This is a genomic window from Schleiferilactobacillus perolens DSM 12744, from assembly GCF_001435585.1.
GTDB lineage: Bacteria > Bacillota > Bacilli > Lactobacillales > Lactobacillaceae > Schleiferilactobacillus > Schleiferilactobacillus perolens.
This window is the reverse complement of record NZ_AZEC01000005.1, coordinates 123,011-144,266: the sequence shown is the minus strand read 5'-3', so window position 1 is coordinate 144,266 and position 21,256 is coordinate 123,011. Positions and strand designations below refer to the sequence as shown.

Annotated in this window: 20 protein-coding genes; 1 reads left to right on the top strand and 19 read right to left on the bottom strand. The window is 48.6% G+C overall.

The window, feature by feature from the left end; all coding sequences use genetic code 11:
• Window positions 1-27 precede the first annotated feature (27 nt).
• From FD09_RS07380 to FD09_RS07365, 4 genes are all read right to left on the bottom strand, one after another.
• A complete protein-coding gene (locus FD09_RS07380) occupies window positions 28-1,830 on the bottom strand; it encodes an ABC transporter ATP-binding protein (RefSeq protein ID WP_057819881.1) in 1,803 nt (600 codons plus the stop codon).
• Entirely contained in the window at window positions 1,830-3,584 is a 1,755-nt protein-coding gene (locus FD09_RS07375) for an ABC transporter ATP-binding protein (protein ID WP_057819879.1), read from the bottom strand. The genes FD09_RS07380 and FD09_RS07375 overlap by 1 nt, the downstream gene beginning before the upstream one ends.
• Window positions 3,585-3,714: 130 nt before the next feature.
• Window positions 3,715-3,939, bottom strand: a complete 225-nt coding sequence (locus FD09_RS07370) for a YneF family protein (protein ID WP_201782865.1) — start codon at window positions 3,937-3,939, stop codon at window positions 3,715-3,717.
• 79 nt (window positions 3,940-4,018) lie between these two features.
• A complete protein-coding gene (locus FD09_RS07365) occupies window positions 4,019-4,267 on the bottom strand; it encodes a DUF896 domain-containing protein (RefSeq protein ID WP_057819876.1) in 249 nt (82 codons plus the stop codon).
• 798 nt (window positions 4,268-5,065) lie between these two features.
• On the opposite strand from FD09_RS07365, the gene lexA reads away from it, so the two are divergent.
• The gene (gene lexA / locus FD09_RS07360; protein ID WP_057819874.1) at window positions 5,066-5,683 is read left to right on the top strand and encodes a transcriptional repressor LexA; all 618 of its coding nucleotides are present in this window, start codon (window positions 5,066-5,068) and stop codon (window positions 5,681-5,683) included.
• Window positions 5,684-5,742: 59 nt separating this feature from the next.
• Here lexA and FD09_RS07355 read toward each other — a convergent pair whose 3' ends face one another.
• The 15 genes from FD09_RS07355 to FD09_RS07285 form a co-directional block, all read right to left on the bottom strand.
• Window positions 5,743-5,934: a hypothetical protein gene (locus FD09_RS07355; protein ID WP_057819873.1), complete on the bottom strand. Its 192-nt coding sequence runs from the start codon at window positions 5,932-5,934 to the stop codon at window positions 5,743-5,745.
• A gap of 89 nt (window positions 5,935-6,023) precedes the next feature.
• Window positions 6,024-6,377, bottom strand: coding sequence for a 50S ribosomal protein L19 (rplS, locus tag FD09_RS07350; protein WP_057819871.1), 354 nt, complete (start codon window positions 6,375-6,377; stop codon window positions 6,024-6,026).
• A gap of 166 nt (window positions 6,378-6,543) precedes the next feature.
• Window positions 6,544-7,287: a tRNA (guanosine(37)-N1)-methyltransferase TrmD gene (gene trmD, locus FD09_RS07345; RefSeq protein ID WP_057819869.1), complete on the bottom strand. Its 744-nt coding sequence runs from the start codon at window positions 7,285-7,287 to the stop codon at window positions 6,544-6,546.
• Window position 7,288: 1 nt separating this feature from the next.
• On the bottom strand, window positions 7,289-7,801 hold the full coding sequence (rimM, locus tag FD09_RS07340) for a ribosome maturation factor RimM (protein WP_057819867.1): 513 nt from the start codon (window positions 7,799-7,801) through the stop codon (window positions 7,289-7,291).
• A gap of 77 nt (window positions 7,802-7,878) precedes the next feature.
• Window positions 7,879-8,127 (bottom strand): KH domain-containing protein, encoded by a 249-nt coding sequence (locus FD09_RS07335; RefSeq protein WP_057819865.1) that lies wholly within the window; start codon window positions 8,125-8,127, stop codon window positions 7,879-7,881.
• A gap of 10 nt (window positions 8,128-8,137) precedes the next feature.
• Entirely contained in the window at window positions 8,138-8,413 is a 276-nt protein-coding gene (gene rpsP, locus FD09_RS07330) for a 30S ribosomal protein S16 (RefSeq protein WP_057819863.1), read from the bottom strand.
• A gap of 303 nt (window positions 8,414-8,716) precedes the next feature.
• A complete protein-coding gene (gene ffh / locus FD09_RS07325) occupies window positions 8,717-10,156 on the bottom strand; it encodes a signal recognition particle protein (RefSeq protein ID WP_057819860.1) in 1,440 nt (479 codons plus the stop codon).
• A gap of 19 nt (window positions 10,157-10,175) precedes the next feature.
• The gene (locus FD09_RS07320; RefSeq protein ID WP_057819858.1) at window positions 10,176-10,538 is read right to left on the bottom strand and encodes a putative DNA-binding protein; all 363 of its coding nucleotides are present in this window, start codon (window positions 10,536-10,538) and stop codon (window positions 10,176-10,178) included.
• Complete coding sequence (gene ftsY, locus FD09_RS07315; protein ID WP_057819856.1) at window positions 10,535-11,953, bottom strand: signal recognition particle-docking protein FtsY; 1,419 nt, start codon at window positions 11,951-11,953, stop codon at window positions 10,535-10,537. The genes FD09_RS07320 and ftsY overlap by 4 nt, the downstream gene beginning before the upstream one ends.
• An 18-nt stretch (window positions 11,954-11,971) precedes the next feature.
• Window positions 11,972-15,508, bottom strand: coding sequence for a chromosome segregation protein SMC (gene smc / locus FD09_RS07310; protein ID WP_057819854.1), 3,537 nt, complete (start codon window positions 15,506-15,508; stop codon window positions 11,972-11,974).
• 20 nt (window positions 15,509-15,528) lie between these two features.
• Window positions 15,529-16,239, bottom strand: a complete 711-nt coding sequence (gene rnc / locus FD09_RS07305; RefSeq protein ID WP_057819852.1) for a ribonuclease III — start codon at window positions 16,237-16,239, stop codon at window positions 15,529-15,531.
• 173 nt (window positions 16,240-16,412) lie between these two features.
• The gene (locus FD09_RS07300; protein WP_057819850.1) at window positions 16,413-18,221 is read right to left on the bottom strand and encodes an oligopeptide ABC transporter substrate-binding protein; all 1,809 of its coding nucleotides are present in this window, start codon (window positions 18,219-18,221) and stop codon (window positions 16,413-16,415) included.
• A gap of 172 nt (window positions 18,222-18,393) precedes the next feature.
• On the bottom strand, window positions 18,394-19,314 hold the full coding sequence (locus FD09_RS07295; RefSeq protein ID WP_057819848.1) for an ABC transporter permease: 921 nt from the start codon (window positions 19,312-19,314) through the stop codon (window positions 18,394-18,396).
• Between the two features lie 11 nt (window positions 19,315-19,325).
• Window positions 19,326-20,285: an oligopeptide ABC transporter permease gene (gene opp4B / locus FD09_RS07290; protein ID WP_057819846.1), complete on the bottom strand. Its 960-nt coding sequence runs from the start codon at window positions 20,283-20,285 to the stop codon at window positions 19,326-19,328.
• Between the two features lie 3 nt (window positions 20,286-20,288).
• On the bottom strand, window positions 20,289-21,251 hold the full coding sequence (locus tag FD09_RS07285; RefSeq protein WP_057819844.1) for an ATP-binding cassette domain-containing protein: 963 nt from the start codon (window positions 21,249-21,251) through the stop codon (window positions 20,289-20,291).
• Window positions 21,252-21,256 lie beyond the last annotated feature (5 nt).

Genomic DNA, 21,256 nt, shown 5'->3' with positions numbered 1-21,256 from the left:
CCTGGTCCCTTTTTAATTATCTGTGGGTTAGTCAATATCGACATGTTCGCCCATTTGCAGCCGATACATATCATAGTAACGACCCTTTTGGGCCAATAACTCTTCATGGGTGCCCGCCTCTACGATTCGGCCCTTATCCAGAACCAGAATCTGGCTGGCATCTCGAATCGTTGATAACCGGTGGGCGATGGCAATCGTGGTCCGACCTTGGCGCAGCTTGCGCAGACCGTCTTGAATCAATGTTTCAGTTTCAGTATCAATATTTGCGGTGGCTTCGTCCAGAACCAAAATCTTAGGATCCGCAGCTACTGTCCGGGCAAAGGAGATCAATTGGCGTTGACCGCTGGAGAACTGCGCTCCCCCCTCGATGACCCGCGCGTGGTACTTATTCGGCAATTTTTCAATGAAAGAGTCTGCCTGAACAAATTCGGCCGCTTTTTTTACGTCATCATCACTGATCTTTTCGTTGAATAATCGGATGTTAAAAGCAATATCCCCATAGAAGAGGAATGAATCTTGCAACACCAATCCCAGCTTGCGCCGTAATTCCGCAATCGGATAATCTCGAATATCCCGGTCATCAATCAGAATCTCACCGTGATAGAACTCATAAAACCGCATCATGACGTTAATGATGGAACTCTTACCAGAACCGGTATGACCAACCAGGCCAATCGTCTCGCCCGGTTTCACAATGAAGCTGATGTCATGAAGCACTTCGTTTTCACCATCATAGGAAAAGGACACATGACGAAACTCGACTTTCCCCTCTTGCACCACAGCATTTGCATCTGGATTTTGCTTAGGAGCCAATTCCTGACTGTCTAAGATATGGAAAATTCGACTGCCCGCCACAACCCCATCTTGAAAGAATTGAAGTTGATCCATTAAGTTCCCTAAAGGATTGAAGAAGCTTTGGATATAGGACGAGAAAACATAAATTGTCCCAGCCGCCACCACCGCGGTTTGGGCCATGATACCGAAATGAATCAATACCGCCGTCAAGGCAAAGACATAAATCAGGTTCAAAAATGATGAAAGCAGCAGCGAATTGGTCTTGATCATTGCCCGCCGTGAATCCAAGTAATCATTATTGACGCTCTCGAACTCACTGTCGACCCGTTTTTGTTGTTGGAAATTTTGAATAATTTCCACACCTTCGATTGATTCATTCAATTTGGCGTTGAGTTCCGATAATTTCGCCCGCATATGGCGGTAGACCTTGGAACTGTATCGGTTATACGCCCAAGTGACGAGGAGCAGGATGGGGATAAAAGCGGCCACGATCCATGCCGCCGTGTGGTTATTGGCATACATTGCCACCAATGCCGTAATGATAGAGAAAACACCCACCAGCAAAGACATGAAGACATTCCAAAAGTCCGTCAAGGTCATCGTATCGTTCGTGACCCGGGACACCACGGAGCCAGCGGGGGTTAAGTCAAAATACCGCATCCCCAGGCTGTGCAATTTGGCAAACAATTGTCGCCGCACATCTTCCATCGCCCGTTCAGCCCCCATTGAGAAGAAGAAGTTACTGCAAAACTGGACGATGGCCTTGATGATTGTCCCGATGGCGTACACCAGGCCCACCCCTAAGATGACTGCGGTGGTCGCATTGTGTTTTGCCAGGGAACCATTCATGAATTCCTGAATCACCCGTGGCAGCAAAATATTGATGATTGCTAGTGCGAAAGACATGACAATAGCGCCAATGAATTGTTTCTTGTAATATCGGGCAAAGCCCAATAACCGTCCGGTAATCTTTAGCTGCTCTTTAACCGGCAGATGCTGGTTCCAAGCCGATTCATATGGATTCTTCGAGGCCATTAGTCATCGCTCCTTTCAGACAGAGACTGCATCAATTGCTGTTCATCCCACATCTTGGCGTACCAGCCATTTTCTGCAAGCAGTGCATCATGATTTCCGCGCTCTGTGATTTGACCACCATCTAAAACTAAAATTTCATCGGCGTGCATGACGGAACTGAGACGTTGCGCCACAATAATGGTCGTCTTACCCGCTCGGTCTTCCTTCAAACCGTCCAAAATTTGTTCCTCTGTCTTGGCATCCACAGCCGATAAGGCATCATCCAAGATCAGGATGTCCGGTTGCGCAATTACCGCACGGGCAATAGCTAGCCGCTGCTTTTGCCCACCAGATAGAGAAACACCCTTCTCTCCGACTAAAGTGTCGTATTGCTCAGCAAATTGCAAAATATCATCATGAATAGCACTGGTCTTCGCCGCAGCCTCCACGGCCGGTTGCTGCTTGTCATACGCAGAAAACCGGATGTTATTGCGAATATCTGTGGAGAAAAGGAAATTGTCTTGCGGGACGTAACCAATGGAATTACGCAAGGCGGCCAGTGTGTATTGGCGAATATCATGCCCGCCAATTTGAATTATCCCATCATAATGATCAAATTCGCGGAGCAACAATTTAATAATCGTGGTTTTCCCTGCTCCGACTCTCCCGGTAATGCCCAATAAATGACCTTCAGGCAAGGTAAACTGAATATTTTGCAAAGTGACCTTGTCTGCGCCAGGATAGGTAAAGCTTTGTAGATCATACTGAATGTCGCTGTGCGGCACGGTGGTCAATGCATGGGGGACTTCCACCACCCGGGACTTTTCCTGCAAGAGTGATTGTACCCGATCGTAACTCGCATTACCCCGTTCAATCACATTGAACAGTCGACCAATGGCAAACATCGGCCAGACTAAGGCATTCACATAAGCCACAAACGAAATCAACGCCCCGATGGTGATGGTACCGGCATTGACCAATGTCCCGCCATAAATAATTGCAATCACGTAAGTCGCACCAATGATAATGGAAATGACCGGGTCAAACATGGAATCGATCCGATTGACCCGTTTATTAATGCCGATGGTCCGGTCTACAATGTGATTGAAATCATCCAAATCTTCGGCATCTTGACCAAACGTCTTGATTACTTTAATACCAGAAACGGATTCCTGAGTTTTATCGTTCAAGCGAGAAAAAGCCGCCTGGGATTCGGAAAAAGCTGCGTGTAACTTCATGCCTAACCGCCGGGCAGCCACCGCCAGCAGCGGCATGGGAATAATGGCCACTAGCGTTAACCGCCAATCCACAAAGATCATCATGGCGACTAAAGTGGAACCACCAGTGATAATGGAATCCGCAAAAGTTAAAATGCCTGCACCAGCAACATTTTGGATGGCATTCAAATCGTTAGTGGCATGGGCCATCAAATCCCCGGTCCGATGCCGCTGGAAGAAGGTATCGTCCATTTCCATAAAATGCCAAAACAAACGGCTGCGCAACTGTTTCTCCAGTTTAGCCGCACCGCCCCAAATCATGTTGCGCCACCCGTAACGGAAAATATACTGAAGAATCCCGGCTGTGACCAAAATTCCTATCCACCACCACACTGCTGTACCATGCACATGACCTTGGTCAAAAATATCCGCTAAAATACCGATAACCCGCGGGGGAATCAAATTCACCAGCGCCGTGCCAATCAAGGCTACGACCCCAAATATGTATCGCTTTTGTTCTTGTTTAAAATACCAACCGAGTTTCTTAAAGATGCCCACGAAGGCGCCTCCGTTCAGTGTTTAATTAGTGCCGAAAAAGGAAAGAACGGGACAAAGGATGCGTTCGTCCAGTAACGAACGCATCCTTTGTCCCGCGATAGTGACCACCCTGCGGTGATGCCGACATCTCTTATTTCGTGTCTTCTTGTTGCCGCATTGCCGCCAGCATTTGATGCAGCTTCTTCTCTGACGGTTTCTGTCCCATTTGCATCATCATCGAACGAAGCATATCTTCGTTGACGGGGGGATTATCCCGGAAATAATTTTTCATGTAACGACGGGCGCCGAAGAAACCTAAAACGGCACCGCCAATAATACCTAAAATGATCAACAACACTGCTAACCACATGGCCATCATGATGTACACCTCACTTATTCAATACTAACCAGTTTACACAATTCTAAACAAAAATTAAACACCCCGACAGAAGAAACTAGTCTTTCCGGATGCCTTTTTCACGTTGAATCCGTTTTAATTTGTCAGGAGTTACTTCTTTGCCCTCTTTGTCGACCACTTTCAAATGCTCAATTGTCTGGCGGAAGCCAGCCCGAAAGTTCGCCAGATAGGCTTCACGTAATTCATGTTGCTCTCGTTCTTCGTCGGCGCTGAGCCCTTCTGCCTTGGCTTTGTGGGCTAGTTCATTAATCCGCGCCAGTCGTTTTTCCTCTTCTGTTTGTGCCATTGATCAAAACTCCCTTCATTCGTCATTGTTCGCTATCTTTGATGGTACCACGCGCGTGGGTTTTCTGAAACAGTCAGAGGGCGGAGACCAGCGTTTAGAAGCGTAGGCGTAAGAGTAAAGACCCAGAAAACCCGCACTTAGGTTTTATGGGTCTTCGCTCTTACGACCTAGCTTCTGCTGGTCTCCGCCCGTTTATGGGAGCTGGCAGAAAACCCGGTCTTAGGTTTTATGTGCCTTGGCTCTTGTGCACTAGCCCCTGGTCGTTTCCGCCCGTTTCTGCGAGCCATGACAAGCCAATCCACCCCAGCCGTGCCAAAGCTGCGCAATCTCCAGTGAAATGGGGCTGCGACGCGCAGCTAGTGCGTAGCCGCAGGCGTAGCAAGTGGTGACGGCGGTTTGAGCCCGCAAAACCCGCGGTCTCAAACACGCCTAACCACACAGCGCGGAAGACCACCGCGCTGTGTGGTTTCCACCACTGAGCCCCATTTCACCTCCGATTGCTCCGCATAGGCACGATACCGTCGAATCCCATAATTCATGTCAACGTAGCCATAAGAATCAGTGAGATTTGCTTCTTACTTTCACTGTGAACGCATAACAACGCAACACCAGCGACGTTCTCATGAGATATCACACGGTTCTACCAAAATTACGTTGATTTCTGTGATATTTTTCTGGATTGGCCTAAGTGTTCGAATTCATGTGAGAACACTTGTCGCCCGGTTTGTACGAACGTTTGTTTGAAAAACGTTTTATTTCTTGGTATACTTAACTCAATAATATGAATGAGGTGGCATTATGGCCAAATTAGGAGAGAAACAAGCCGCGATTCTGCGGTACATCTATGACACAGTGAAAGACCGCGGCTATCCGCCGACTGTTCGGGAAATCGGTGCTGCCGTCGACTTGTCTTCCACTTCCACTGTCCACGGTCACTTGGATCGATTGGAGCGTAAGGGGTTGATCCTGCGGGATCGGACGAAACCGCGGGCCATTGAAATTACTGAAGACGGTCTGGATGAGCTGGGTGAGACTCGGGACGAGATTCCTTTGCTCGGTACAGTCACCGCGGGGGTGCCCATTTTAGCCGTGCAAGATGCCACTGAATATTTCCCGGTGCCACCGGATTTAGAGAATAATGGCGACTTGTTCATGCTGACGATCCGTGGTGAAAGTATGATCAACGCTGGCATCCTCGACGGTGACAAAGTCGTTGTTCGCCGGCAGCAATATGCAGACAATGGCGATATTGTCATTGCCATGACTGACGAGGATGAAGCCACCTGCAAGCGATTCTATCGGGAAAAGGATCATTTCCGCTTACAACCGGAAAATGATACCTTTGCCCCCATTATTTTGCAGGAAGTCACCATCCTGGGTAAGGTCGTCAGCCTGTATCGCGCCCACGTCTATTAAACATCAATAACAAATTGCACACTTCGTCTGGCGGCGAGGTGTTTTTTTGTGTACTCTATTTAATTCATCCGCACCCGCGCCACCGCATAGTGCCCTTCTGGTATCGGCATTTCTGCGTACGGCGCCTTCTCCAGAATGGCCACAAAACCCGTGGCCCGTTCTTTGGTGGAAAAAACCCGCAGTAATCGAAAAACAGCGTCTTTTTTTTGCGTATCTTCATAATAGACGACATAAACAAATTGCTGGGCCATCCTGTGTATTCCTCTCCCATTCACTGATTTTGCCAAAAAAATAACGCCCCGCACCGCCAAGAGACGATTCAGGACGCGATTTTTGCGATTTAGACGTCGCGCCGCTTCTCGCTGATACGAGCTGCCTTACCACGTAATGCACGCAGATAGTACAACTTCGCCCGGCGAACACGACCATGACGAACGACTTCAATCTTAGCCACCCGCGGTGTGTGTAACGGGAAAGTCCGTTCTACACCAATGCCGCTGCTGATTTTACGAACAGTGTAAGAAGCACTCACACCAGTTCCGCGACGCTTAATTACGACGCCTTCGAAAATCTGGATACGTTCACGGGTGCCTTCAACAACTCGGGCATGGACCCGTACCGTATCACCGGCACGAAAATCGGGAATATCGTCACGCAATTGTTTTTGCGTAATCTGTTGAATTAATGGATTCATTAAAAACTTCTCCTTATACCGGTATTCATGCGCCTGGTCCCTCGCAGCGGAATATCGTTACTATGTGGTCTTGCCACAAGATAAAACTATAGCATAGAAAACTGGCTAACGCAACGACCACGGGGACCCGTCTTCCATGCCTCAAAATTTGTGGTGCTGTTGGCAATCATTTTTCGGAGTGTTGCTGACTATCTTCGTCCCTGATCTCCCGCAGTAACTCTCGGCCAAGATCATCCATCGGATATGTCTTCAATAAATCTGGGCGCCGTTCCAACGTGCGTCGCAATGCCTCTTTATATCGCCAGCGTCCGATTTTACCATGATCGCCGTTCATCAATACCTCTGGCACTGCCATCCCGCGGTATTCTGGTGGCCGCGTATATTGGGGATACTCCAAGAGTCCAGTCGCAAAAGAGTCGGTGATGGGGGAATCTTCATTGCCCAAAACACCAGGCAAAAGACGCACGGTCGCGTCGATCATCGTCATCGCCGCTAATTCCCCACCGGTGATGACGAAGTCGCCCAGCGACGCTTCCTCGGTCACCAATGCCCGGATGCGTTCATCATAGCCTTCATAATGACCGCAAATAAAAACCAATTGATCACTTTGGGACCATTCGTCTGCGACTTGCTGATTAAATTGTCGGCCCGCAGGATCCAATAGGATCACCCGGCGTTGGGGAAGTTTTGGTAAGGCATCCATTGCCTCGTAGATTGGCCCTGGTTTTAACAACATACCAGCGCCGCCGCCATAAGGAGTATCGTCGACATGTTGGTGTTTATCATGAGTGTAATCTCGGAAGTTGACCACATTCAGCGACCATAGATCCCTGTCCAGTGCTTTCCCTAATAAGGATTGGTGCAGGGTCGCAAACATGTCTGGAAACAATGTCAATATATCGACGCGCATCTTACCGCATCCCTTCCATCAAAGTCACATACACTTTACCCGCTGGCAAATCGATTTTATGGACCACCGGGGGAATGTATGGCAACAACAGGTCCGGTGTATTCGGCTTGGTCACAACCCACACGTCGTTGGCACCCGGGCTGAGTATTTCCTGCACCTGCCCCAGGTCTTCCCCGGATTCTTCATCGATGACTTGCAAACCAATGATTTGGTGATAATAATACTCGCCATCTGCCAACGGCGGCTCATCTGTCGCCGCCGCGTATAGCGTCTGTCCCTTAAAGCCAAGCACCGCGTCAATTGTGTCATAGTTGGCCAATTGCACCAAAATGAATTGTTTATGCGGTCGCGCACTCACCACCGTCACCGGCTGGGCCTCGGCAGCACTGGTACCCACATACAGTGTTTTCCCAGCAGCGAAGCGGTCTGCGGGGAAATCCGTGATGGCAATCACCCGCAGTTCACCTTTGATGCCCTGGGTATTCACAATTTTTCCTACCCGTAATAAGTCCATCAGTTGTCTCCTCTTAAATAAATAAAAAAACGGGTCGGCGCCTCCTCAAGTGAGAAGTCAGTCGACTCGCTACAGTGCTAAGAATTTTGATCGACGATATTTAACCGTACCCGTTTGGTGTAAGGACTCCGCACAGAGTAGACAATCGTCCGAATGGCTTGAGCAATGCGGCCTTGTTTGCCAATTACTCGACCGACATCGGCATCGTCCACCCGCAAATCAAACTCCATAAAATTGTCGGTCTCTCGACGGGTGATCTGAATCGAATCCGGCTCGTTAACCAGTGGGGTCACGAGGGAACAAATTAAATGCTCGATATCTACCACGTGAATCTCCCTACTTCTTGGCGAAGCGGGCTTCGTGATACTTCTTCATGATGCCCTGAGTAGAAAGCAAGTTGCGAACTGTATCAGACGGTTGAGCACCATTTTGCAACCAACCCATGATCTTTTCTTCGTCAACCTTCAAAGTTTTAGGTTCGGTCAACGGATTGTAATAACCAACTTCTTCGATGAAGCGGCCATCCCGCGGTGAACGAGAATCAGCAACGACCAAACGATAGAACGGTTTACGCTTAGAACCCATACGCGTTAAACGAATTTTAACGGACAATGAATCCACCTCCTTGTTAATTTCAACAGGATTTACTATATCAGGAAATAGGAAGGCTGTAAAGGGGTTTTTCTTGACAGAGGGCAAAACCAAGCGGTAGAAGCGGAGACACAAGAGCCAAGGCACATAAAACCTAAGACCGGGTTTTCTGTGCCTTGGCTCTTGTGTCATAGCTTCTGCTTGGTTTTGCCCGTTTACACGAATCTCTCGGATCGCCCGCACTATATTTCATGTGTGCAACTTCTAAACGGTTTTACCCGTTCTCCTCAAAAATTATTCCTGCTTTCAGGCCAAGTCGTCACCCTACCGACTCTTAAACCGCTTCACATTCTTCAACCGCTTCTTCTTATTCTTCTTCGTCTTCCGCACCATCGAATGCATCGCCATCTTACCCAACTTGCCCTGAACACCCTTGCCAAACATACTATCCATGCCGTTAAAGTTCCCCTTCGACATCTTGGACATCATGTCCTTAGACATATTGAATTGCTTGATCATCCGGTTAACTTCCTGCACAGTCCGGCCAGAACCGGCAGCGATACGGCGACGGCGGGAAGGATTCAAAATATCAGGATTCTCTCGTTCTGTCGGCGTCATCGAATAGACAATCGCCTTGAGGTGATCGATATCCTTCTCGCCAATATTCATATTGGCTAATTGCGGATTATTCGCCATTCCTGGAATCATCTTCATGAGGTCGTCAATCGGTCCCATGTTCTGAATCTGGCTCATCTGATCCAAGAAGTCATTAAAGTCAAAAGAATTCTCCCGCATCTTCTCGGCCATTTTATTGGCTTGCTCTGCGTCGTAATCCTTCTGTGCTTTTTCAATCAGAGTGAGCATATCGCCCATGCCGAGAATTCGGTTGGCCATCCGATCAGGATAAAAGACATCTAATTGATCAAGCTTTTCCCCTTGACCAGTGAACTTAATTGGTTTGCCGGTGACGGCGCGAATCGATAGTGCCGCCCCGCCGCGGGTGTCGCCGTCCAACTTGGTAAGCACCACGCCGGTAATGTCCAATTGGTCGTTAAAGCCTTTGGCCACTTCCGTTGCATTTTGCCCAGTCATGGCATCCACGACCAACAAAATTTCGTTGGGGTGGGCCAATTCCTTAATCCGGACCAGCTCGTTCATCAGTTTTTCATCGATTTGCAGCCGACCGGCAGTATCGATGATGACATAATCATTCTTCTGAATCGCGGCCTGGTTCAAACCTTCTTTAACGATATCCACCGGGTCGTGATCTGTCCCCATTTCAAAAACAGGCACATCAATTTGTTTACCCAAGGTCACCAGCTGATCCACGGCGGCTGGCCGGTAAATATCCCCGGCAATCATTAATGGCCGCGCATGTTCCTCGTTCTTGAGCTTTAATGCCAATTTCCCGGCAGTCGTTGTTTTACCAGCCCCTTGTAGACCGACCATCATAATGATGGTGGGAATGTGGGGTGCCTTATTCAGAGGGACTGCTTCGTCCCCCATTACGTTCGTTAATTCCTCATTGACGATCTTCAATACTTGCTGGGTCGGCGTCAATGAATCCAGTACTTCGCTGCCCAATGCCCGTTTACGGACAGTGTTGACGAAGTCTTTGACAACGGTGAAGTTGACATCGGCTTCGAGTAAAGCCAAGCGGACTTCCCGCATCATATCACGGACATCACTATCGGTAATCTTGCCTTTACGGCGTAGTTTGCTAAAAGCACTTTGCAGTCGTTCTGTTAATCCTTCAAAGGCCAATGAAATCTTTCCTTTCTCGTTAACGGCCGATCTGGTCTTGCAGCGCAGCAATCAGCTGATGCAGCTGACCATCTGCCGGATAGTGGGCCGTCACATACTCGCCCAACCCGCTGGCAGTCTCTGCCAAGGTGTGGTACTGGGCGCGTAAATGCAGCTTGTTTTCATATTCTTCCAGTAAGCGTCCAGTCCTTCTGATATTATCATACACGGCTTGCCGGGACACAGAAAACTCGTCGGCAATTTCCCCCAAGGACAAATCATCGGCATAATACAACTCGATATACCGCCGCTGCTTGGCGGTTAACAAATTGCCGTAGAAATCAAACAAGTCGTTCATCCGTAAAGTTTTAACTAATTCGGAATCATCACTGGCAGCGGTCATTGAACAATCAAATCCTTAAAGAGACCATAGACAAACTTGTTGGGATCAAAGTCTGCCAGATCATTCATTTTTTCGCCTAAACCAACGAGCTTAACCGGTAAATGCAATTCATTACGAATGGCTAAAACGATCCCGCCTTTGGCCGAGCCGTCCAGCTTGGTCAAAACGATTCCAGTGACCTTCGTCGTTTTCGCAAATTCCTTCGCTTGATTCAATGCATTTTGACCCGTTGTGGCATCCAGGACCAGTAAGACTTCCTGGGGTGCCTCCGGTAATTCACGGGTGATGACCCGTTTGATCTTCGCCAATTCGTTCATTAAATTGACCTTATTCTGGAGCCGACCGGCGGTGTCCACCAACACAATATCGGCCTGCTGTTCTTTGGCATGATGGACAGCATCGTAGACAACTGCAGCAGGATCGCTTTCCTTTGGCCCGGTGACCACTGGCACATGGACGCGTTTGCCCCATTCCACTAACTGTTCTGTCGCTCCTGCCCGGAAAGTATCCCCAGCAGCCAAGATCACCTGCTTGCCCTGTTCCTGGAAACGGTGCGCCAACTTACCAATGGTCGTCGTTTTACCAGCACCATTGACGCCAACAAACAGAAAGACTGTGGGTGTCTTGTCCGTCGAAAAGTGCAACGCATTGTCCTCACCCTCACCGGCTTCACCGTATAGATCCACCATTTTGGCCACAATGGCTTTGGCGACTTCGTCTTTCTTCTTCACATTGCGCAACTTGACCTCGTCCCGCAATTGGTCGGTAATTTGCATCGCTGTTTCAAAACCCACATCGGCCTCGATTAAGGTTTCTTCCAAGTCGTCAAAGAACGCATCATCCACAGACCGGAAGCGGGCTAAGAAACGGTTGAGCCGGGCGCCAAAAGAGGACCGCGACTTAGCCAGGCCCTCGTCATATTGAGCGAGCGTATCAGCCTCTGTCGGCGCAAGTTCTGTTTCTTCTTCTGCTGCCTTTTCTTCAGGTTCTGATGCGGATTTCGGTTCTGGTACTGAAGACGCCGAATCGGAAATTGCAGAAACCGCAGATTCAGCAGAGGCAGACTCTGTGCTGTCAGTTGGCGTTGACGAGGCGGTTTGACTCGTACTCTCCGGCTTGACAGGAATTGGTTCTGCATTACCCGCAGGCGCAACCGGCGTTTCCGCTGGTTCCGGTTCTACCGGCACGACCGTTGAGTTGTTAACCGGTGCAGCGACTGGGGCTTCTTCTTCAGACTTGACCAGTGGTTCCCCATTGCTGGCACTCGCAGAGACTGATTCACTAGCGGTGGCCGCGGCCGACTCTGCCGTCGACGCTGTGGTCGATTCTGCAGTCGAATTAATATTCTGTTCTTTGTGTTCCTCTTCGTCCACGTGGCCACCGAAGGCCTTGCGTAAGCGATCAAATAATCCCATGATTTATCGAAATCTCCTTCACTTCGTCTGAGCAAATTCCTTCAAGGATACGGAAACCATCTGTGACACTCCGGATTCCTGCATTGTGACCCCATAAAGGCGGTCCGCTGCTACCATTGTACCCCGCCGATGAGTAATCACAATAAACTGCGTATTCTTTTGGTACTGTTGCAGGAAGTGGGCAAAGCGATCGATGTTAGCATCATCTAAGGATGCCTCCACCTCATCCAACACACAAAACGGCGCTGGGCGCACCTGGAGGATGGCAAACAATAGTGTGATCGCGGTCAACGCCCGTTCACCACCGCTCAGCAATGATAACTGCTGCAGTTTTTTGCCCGGCGGTTGGGCCGAGATGTCCACCCCGGTGTGGAGAATATCGTCCGGCAAAGTCAGACTTAAACGTGCCGCCCCGCCGCCAAACATGACCGGGAAGATTTTGGCAAAGGCCGCATTGACCGCTTTGAAGGTGGTCAAGAAGCGATCGGCGACGGCACTGTCCATTTCATTCATCGTGTCTTCCAATTGTTTCTTCGCCGCCAGCAAGTCATCTTGCTGCTGTTGAAGAAAGTCCATCCGTTTTTGCAACCGTTCTTGGTCGGCGATCGCGTTTAAGTTGACTGGACCGAGTTCATCAATACCCCGCTTCAGTAATTTGACCCGTTTTTGAGCGGCAGCCAAATCAAAATCTGACGGCATTTCTGCCTTGGCCGCCTCAAAACTCATCTGATAGTCATCACTCAACATTGCCAAGCGACTGGCAATTTGATTCTTGAAGCGGTCCACGTTCACCGCGACATCTTCTTGTTCTGCCAAGGTCTGATGCCGTAATTCTTGATCCCGATCCACTTGATTTTGGGCCTTGGCAACCCGTGCACTGGCGGTTTCTTTATCCTGTTGCCAGGTGGCAATCTGTGTGGAAAAATGATCAATTGCGGTCGTTAATGTCGTGATCTCGGCCTGAACGGCAGGCACATCAATGTGCTCACCAGTCGGTTGGTCCTGCGTGGTTAAAAACGAGGTGAGCTGATTGATCTGTGCGGTCAATGCCGCTTGTTGTTCCTGGCCGCTGGCCACTTGTGTCTCCAAACGCGCCTGGTTTTGACTCAACTGGACTTCTGCGTCTTTCAATTTGGCCAAGCGGCTGCTTTTTTCTGACTGGGACAATGCCGCCGCATTGATCTGGTCACTCACCGTCTTGGTGGTTTGCTGCAACTGCGCGACCCGTTCAGTCACGGTACGTAATTCTTTTTCTTTGGCAGCTTGTTCAGTCGTTAATTCCGTTTGCTGCTGGGCACGTCGTTGCTGTTGTTTCGTTAATAGCGCCTGTTGCTGAGCGGCCAAGGCATCCTGCTCGTGCAGACGGTGATTCTCCTCCTGGACGGCGGTTAACTGCTGGCGATGCTCAGCTAGTGTTGTTTGCAGCCGTTGACGATCCGCTTCGGCGGCAGAAATCTTTTCTTGCAACTGTTTAATCGCCGACTGTCGCTTATCCAACTCAGCGGACATTTGTTGAACTTGCGTATTAAGCTTAGCCTCTTCATTGCGCCGGGACAGCACCCCATTTTGGTTGTGTTTCCCCGCACCGCCGCTCATTGAGCCGCCTGGATTAATGAGGTCGCCAGCAAGCGTGACAATCCGATACCGATGGCTGCTGGCCCGAGCAATCGCCACCGCCGTGGGTAAGTCTTGCGCCACGATCAATTGTCCCAAAATATTCGTTACAATATTGCGATATTCTGGCGAACTCGTCACCAATTCACTGGCAATACCGACAAAACCGCTCATGCCCTGGATCATTGCGACAATGTTGGCGGGTATCTGCCGAGCGCGAATGACATTTAATGGTAAAAAAGTCGCCCGGCCGGCGTGATTGTCTTTCAAATAGTTAATAGCGGCTGTCGCACTGCGTTCATCGTCCACCACAATGTGCTGCAATGAGGAACCCACCGCCATTTCCAGCGCAGTGGTATATTGCTGGGGCACGGTGATGAGTTCTGCCACCGCGCCATGGATGCCTGACAATCGCTGTTTTTGTTGTAAAACAGCCTTGGCTCCAGTATAGAAACCGCCGTACTCCTCATTCAGTTCCTGAAGCGAGCTCAGCCGTCCCTTAGCTTGTTGGTAAATCTCTAATGCGGCATACCACTGTTTCTGGCGCGTATTCAGACGATCTTGACCAGCACTTAAGTTAGCCTCTACGGTGGCCAGTGCGGATTCGTCTGCATGCACTGCTTCTTTGGCGGTGACCAATGCGGCATCACTCGCCGCTAATTGATCAGACACCGAAGACGTCACCGAATTGCCAGTGGCGGGTGCTTCGGCCTGCAAACGGGCCAGTTGTTTCTTCAGTTCTGTGATACCGTTGCGCAAAGATGCCTGCGCCTGTAATGCATCCATCGTGTCGTTACGCAATGCGTCTAATTTGTTTTGCAAGGCTGCACGACCGGCTTCATCACCAGCAGCCAAACTCTTCTGTGCGTTTCGGTTATCCGCCAAGGTATCTTGTTGTTCCTTTAAAGCGGCTTGATGGATTGCCACTTCCTTCGTGAGCGCGGTTAACTCCTTCTTGGTTGAAGCGAGGGCCGCCTGCTTTTCGGCCCGAGTGGAGGCGGCGTATTCTGATTGTTGTTGGGCTAATTTAAGTTGGCCGTTTTTTTGTTCTAATTGCTTACTGTTGGTCAGTAACTGGTTTTGCGCATCCGTCAACCGGCGATCCAGTGTGGCTACGGCTTCTTGATTTTCGCCCAAGACGGCCTGGCCAGCTTTAATCGCTGTTTCCAGTTTCAATTGAGTAGTCTTCAAGTCTGCCAAGTGATCGGCTTGCGTCTTTTGTTGCCGATGCAGCTGGTCGATTTCACCGGCCAATACAAACTTGTTTAATTGGTCGTACGCACCCTTTTGATTCTGATAATCACGGGCGATGGACGCTTGTTCCGCTAATGGTGCTAATTGCTCTTTAATCTCATGGGTAATATCAAATACCCGGTTGAGATTGTCCATCGTGGTGGCCAATTGATTTTCAGCCTGCTTCTTTTGCAATTTGTATTTATAAACTCCGGCCACTTCTTCAATCAGATCCCGGCGGGTTTCTGGTTTGGAATTAAGAATCTCATCCACCCGGCCTTGGCCAATAATGGCAAAAGAGCCCTTGCCCAGGCCGGAGTCCATAAATAAGTCTGTAATGTCCTTCAACCGGCATGCTTTGCCATTGATGGCATACTCACTGGTCCCATCAACATATAAACAGCGTTTCACCACAATTTTTAGTAATGGTGATTTCAGTGCTTTATCGTGATTATCAAAATCCATCGTCACTTCCGCCATGTTCACTGCTGGTCGCAGCTCGCTGCCAGCAAAGATCACATCAGCCATCTGGTTGCCGCGCAACCCCTTGGCCGATTGCTCTCCCATCACCCAGCGCATGGATTCTGATAAGTTGCTCTTACCACTGCCATTGGGCCCCACGATACCAGTGATACCCGGGGAAAAATCTATTGTCGTGGTGTCGGCAAACGACTTGAACCCCTTCAGTTGTAATCGTGTTAATCCCATGAGATTTCCCCTTTATTCCATTAATCACTTGGTCCTTGGTGTTTCAAATCCGCCAAGGCGTGTTTGGCCGCATCCTGTTCCGCCGCCTTCTTGCTGTGACCCACACCCTTCGCTAGACGTTTGCCATCCACCGTCACGGCGACAGCAAAACTCCGGTCATGGGCAGGTCCTTCCTCATCGAGTAATTGATACTGAATTTCCACCGGACCTTTTTTTTGCAAATACTCCTGTAAAAAAGTCTTATGGTCACTGGCCGCAGAGAATTCGCCGGCAGCAATCTTGGGGAATACAATCTGATCTAAAAACTTCACGACCGCATCTTTGCCTTGGTCAAGATAAAGAGCACCATTGAAGGCTTCAAACGTGTCTTCTTGCAATGTATGCCGTTTACGGGCACCGGATTGCTCTTCTCCTTTACCAAGACGAATATACTTGTCAAAATGGGCCTCCCGCGCAAAAGACGAAAAACTCCGGGTGCACACACTCGCCGCCCGTAGTCGGGTCAGTTCCCCTTCCGGCCAATCCGGATACCGTTTGTATAGCCATTCCGATACCGTCAATTCCATCACGGCATCCCCTAAAAATTCTAACCGTTCATTATCCCGCAGTCCCAGTTCCGGATGTTCGTTCGCATACGACGAGTGGGTGAAAGCTTCATCCAACAAGTGCAAATTCTTGAACTCAATCCCGTACCGGTCCCTCAGCTCAGAAACAAATGCTGCAGCCACCATAGTCTGTTCCTCCATTATTAATATGCAATACAAATAAGACCATTATAAAGGACCCCACCGTAAAAAAACAGGGACGGTGGACTGATCTCTTGCTCCGTATAAAAAATACCGTTATTCCCGGATTGCGAGAATAACGGTATTTCGATGAATCACCAGTAGCAAACTACCGATAATTACTTAGTTTGTAAAGAGTTCGATGTCACAGAAACGTCAGCCCAAGCACCGATATTGGCACCGCCAGCATCAGTTACGCCAACACCATAATCTTTAACCCGGTTGTTGACTGCACTAACACTCCACTGGTTAGTCATCGGTACGACATAAGCTTCTTTGTTCATCCATTCTTGCCATTTCTTGAAAGCTTGGATCCGGTAAGAATCGTTGAAAGCCTTTTGCGAATCGATGTCTGCCAACAGTTTAGTCTGTTCCGGATTATTCATCCGACCGTAGTTAAACGGAGCCTTCGGATTGTACAGATCGTTAGGTGAAGCTTCAGAACTCAAACTCCAACCCGCGATGTACATGTCGATATCCTTCGAATCAGATTGTAACTTGTCATAGAAGGAGTTCGGTTCGGTCAACCGGCCGTTAAGCAATTGGACATCCAGACCAATCTTCTTCCATTGTTGGATGTAGTTCTTGATGGCCGCTTCCTTGGCACTGTTAGTCGCATAAGAGGCAATGGTGATGGTCAGCTTCTTACCCTTTGGTGTAGTCCGATAGCCATCTTTGCCCTTCTTGTAGCCGGCCTTGTCCAAGATGTCTTCTGCCTTCTTCAAGTTATACGGGAAGCCCTTAGCAGACTTGTCATAATACTTGGTGAAGTTTTCAGGAATCAAGGTGTTTACTCGGAAGTTCAAGTCGTGGTAGAACTTCTGGTCAACTTGGTCAATGTTCATCGCATAAGCAATCGCCTGACGCAACTTGGGATCATTCATCTTCGCGTTCTTATCCTCGACGTTTTCACCCTTCTTGTCGTCCCACTTACCAACCTTGAAGGCTAAGTAAGAATATGACAGAGGCTTATTACCAATGAATGTGACACCCTTAGTGTTCTTGACATTCGGATATTGGTCGTTGTTCACGCCAATAATGTCATAGCTGTGACTCTTAATCGCACTGGGTGCTGTGTTCGGCGACACAACAGAAGCAGTAATACTCTTCAATTTAGGTTTAGCACCATAATAATACTCGTTAGGCACCCATTCTGTGGATTGACCAGAAACCAGTTTATTCAGCTTATACGGACCAAAGAATACCGGGTTCTTCCGAATCTTCGGTGAAGATTGCAGATCCTTGAAAGGCACATCCTTCAAGTAATGATAAGGCGCCGCGGCTTCCCAATAGTAACCATTGCCAGAATAAGCCATGCCTGGTTTCATCACTTGGAAATGCAGAACAACAGTCTTACCAGTGCCGCCATCTGGAGTTTGGATCCCAGAAATTTGGTCAGACTTACCAGTGTGGTAGTCGGCCAAACCCACAATGTTTTGCAGGCTGTCTGTGTACCGTTGTGACTGAGTCTCTTTGTTAGCCAAAATCTTATAGGCATAAACGACATCGTCAGCAACAACGGGTTGGCCGTCAGACCATTTAGCCTTTGGATTAATGGTAATGGTCGCCGTCTTTGCTTTCTGATCAAGTTTCAGATTAGCGGCCCCGCCATCAATGATCTTGTAGTTTTTGTCAGTCTTGAACAAAGGCTCTGCACCAAACTGCATGATCGTTGAGTCACCAGTATCGGTTGACAACTCTTCATTGAAAATGCCCTTAAAGGAAGTCGCCATGACTAACCCATAAGTTAAATTCCCACCGCTAACCGAAGACTTCGTATTATTCATCTTCGCAGGAAATGAGATTTTTGTCGCAGAAGTACTTGAGCTGCTGCTGGCACTGTTGGAATTACTGTTGCCACAAGCGGTCAAAGTAACCGCCAGAACAGAACCCAACGTCACCAGACCAGCGACTGTTGCTTTCTTCATAAAATATTTCCTCCTCGTCTAACTTCCCAATCAGAAGCTAGGATAACCTAAATCTTTATCAATGACGATTGGCCTCGGCCAACGCACGATAATTATATCGTAACACGCTCAATTCTCATATTCAACACTGAAACACTCATCAGAAGCATTGCCTTATGAAAATGAGAAAAGACTAGCCTAACCGTTGACGTGCATCTGCCGCTCGGCGTAATGCCCGGCCAGTGTAATTCACAGATAGCGACAAAATTAACAAGAGCAGTGTCGCTGGTAACCAACTCCACGGATACGAGGTGATTGTCACTGGGTCCTGGGCGAATGAAATTAAGCGGCCAATACTGGGTGTGTTATCAGGTAACCCATATCCTAAGAACGTCAACCCGGTTTCGACGCCCACACTCGTGGCAAAGGTAAGTGTGATATCCACCAAGAGCAATGAACTAATGTTGGGTAGTAACTCAAAGAACATGATCTTGAAATTGCTGGTACCAGAAGTCTTCGAAGCTAAAATGTAGTCTCGGTTGACTTGGCTTAAAACTTGCGAACGATAGAGACGGGCAGTGGACATCCACCCTAATGCTGTAATCATCAGAATGAGCACCCAGATACTGAACTTGGGGACAATCGTGATGACCACAATTTGGATCATCAAAGCGGGTAAAATCATGAAGAAGTCGGTAATTCGCATTAAAATGTTATCGACAATACCACCAAAGTAGCCGGATGTTAAACCGACAACAATCCCGATGATTTCAATCAAAGCAGCAACTGCCCAGCCGATACCAATGGAATTACGCATTCCCACAATTAACTCGGCAAACACATCCCGACCACTGTCATCACCACCAAGAATCAAACCGTCAGTCCCGGGCTTCGCCCACTGGGTCATAATATTAATCGTGGTGTAACGTTCAGGATTAATAAAGAAACTGCCCAGCACTGCCGCTAAAATAATGAACACCATGATACTAAAAGAAATCATGGCCGTACGGTCATGGGTAAACTCCCGGATAATGACCTTTAAGCCTGTAGGCGGCTCGGAAATGATGGGATTACCCTCTGAATCTAACTTTTGCTTCTTCTCTTTCTCAGCCATTCTGGGTCCTCCTAATCTATCCGAATCCGTGGATCAACGATACTCATGATGATGTCTGACAATAAGTTCCCCAATAGGGTTAAAAAGCCATACATGACAATCAACGCGGTCATCACAGAATAGTCTCGTGCTTGAACTGAATCAATAAACAATTTCCCCATCCCTGGATACGAGAAGATGGTTTCTGCGAAGACTGAGCCACCAAGCAGACCAGTAATGACGTTCCCGAAAAACGCCGCAATTGGCAGTAAGGAATTCCGCAAAATGTGCTTGTTGAATACTACCCGTTCTGGCACCCCTTTGGATCGAGCTGTGCGGACATAGTCTTCCAACTGGTTGTCAATAATTCCTGACCGTAGATATTGAATGTTCCCGGCGGTTGACATCAATGCGATCAGTACCCCAGGCAGGATAATATGATATAGCCTACTCAACGTGACACCGATGAAGCCCGAGGCTTGCACAGACACCGACCCGCTCGTGGGGAAAATATGCCAAACAAAGCCGAATAATGCGATAGCCAATAAGTACCATACAAAAGAAGGTACGGAAATCGAAACAAAGTTGTAGAACTGAATGCTGTTATCAATCAAACTGCCCTGGTAACGACCAGCCCAAATTCCCAGTGGAATGGAAATCAAGTAAGTCAAAATAACGGAGAAAACAGCCAAATATAATGTATTAACAGCCCGTTCACTGATCAAATCAATAACCGGTTTGTGGAACTGGTAGGATAAGCCAAAATTACCGTGCAGGGCGTTACCTACCCACCGGAAATATTGCACCGGCCATGGATCGTTCAGCCCGGCCTCTTGCCGAATTTGAGCAATCTGAGAAGCCGAAGTTTGGGGATTAATCAAACCCGTGAAGGGATCCCCTGGCATCATCTTGGCCAAGATAAACACGAATAAACTCAGAATTATGATCTGCGGGATCATCAACAGGACCCGCCGCAGTATGGTCTTCCACATGAGTTAACCCACCTCCGACTTCAATTCAGCCACTTCATCGGGTGGTAAAGCCACCGAATGGGTTGCTGAAATCTGCTGCAGTGGAAAGACCTTGCCGTCTTTGTCATACCATTTGCTCTGGTGCTCTTGGTATTCCTTCTCGACTGCTCGCCGATTGGCCTTGTCTTTTTCCCGACCGGATGGATTCACCTTGGGAATCGCCGCCAATAGACGCTTTGTGTAGATGTGCTGGGGGTGATTGTAAATATCATCCCGCGTACCCACTTCGACCAATCGGCCCCGATGCATGATGGCCAAATTGCGGCACATATGTTTCACGACACCCAAGTCATGGGAAATGAACAAGTACGAAATGTTGTATTCACGTTGGATATGCTTCATGAAGTTCAACACTTGGGCTTGCACCGACAGATCCAACGCAGATACGGGTTCATCCGCAATGATTAGTTTGGGATGCGTCGCCACGGCGCGCGCGACCCCGATCCGCTGACGCTGGCCGCCGGAAAATTCATGGGGATATTTATACATGGCGTCCGAAGGCATACCAACGATATCCAATAATTCTTTGACCCGGGTCCGTTCCTCGTTGTCGGTCATCTCTTCAAAGTTGCGAATTGGCTCCGCAATAATGTCTTCGATCCGCTTACGGGGATTCAAGCTGGACATAGAGTCCTGGAAAATCATTTGGACATCCTTGTTGTATTTCATTTGTTTCCGGTTGTGCTTGTTGGTCACGTCCTCGCCATTATACATAATTTGGCCAGAGGTAACCTTCTCCAAGCCCACAATAGCTTTCCCGGTCGTTGATTTACCGGAACCGGATTCGCCGATTAAGCCATAGGTTTCGCCCTCTTCAATATCGAAGTTGATGCCATCCACAGCGTACACATAATCCGTAATGCGGTTAAAGAAGCCAGAGCGGATGGGGTAATGAATGTTGAGGTCTTTAATCTCAATTAGTGACATAAATT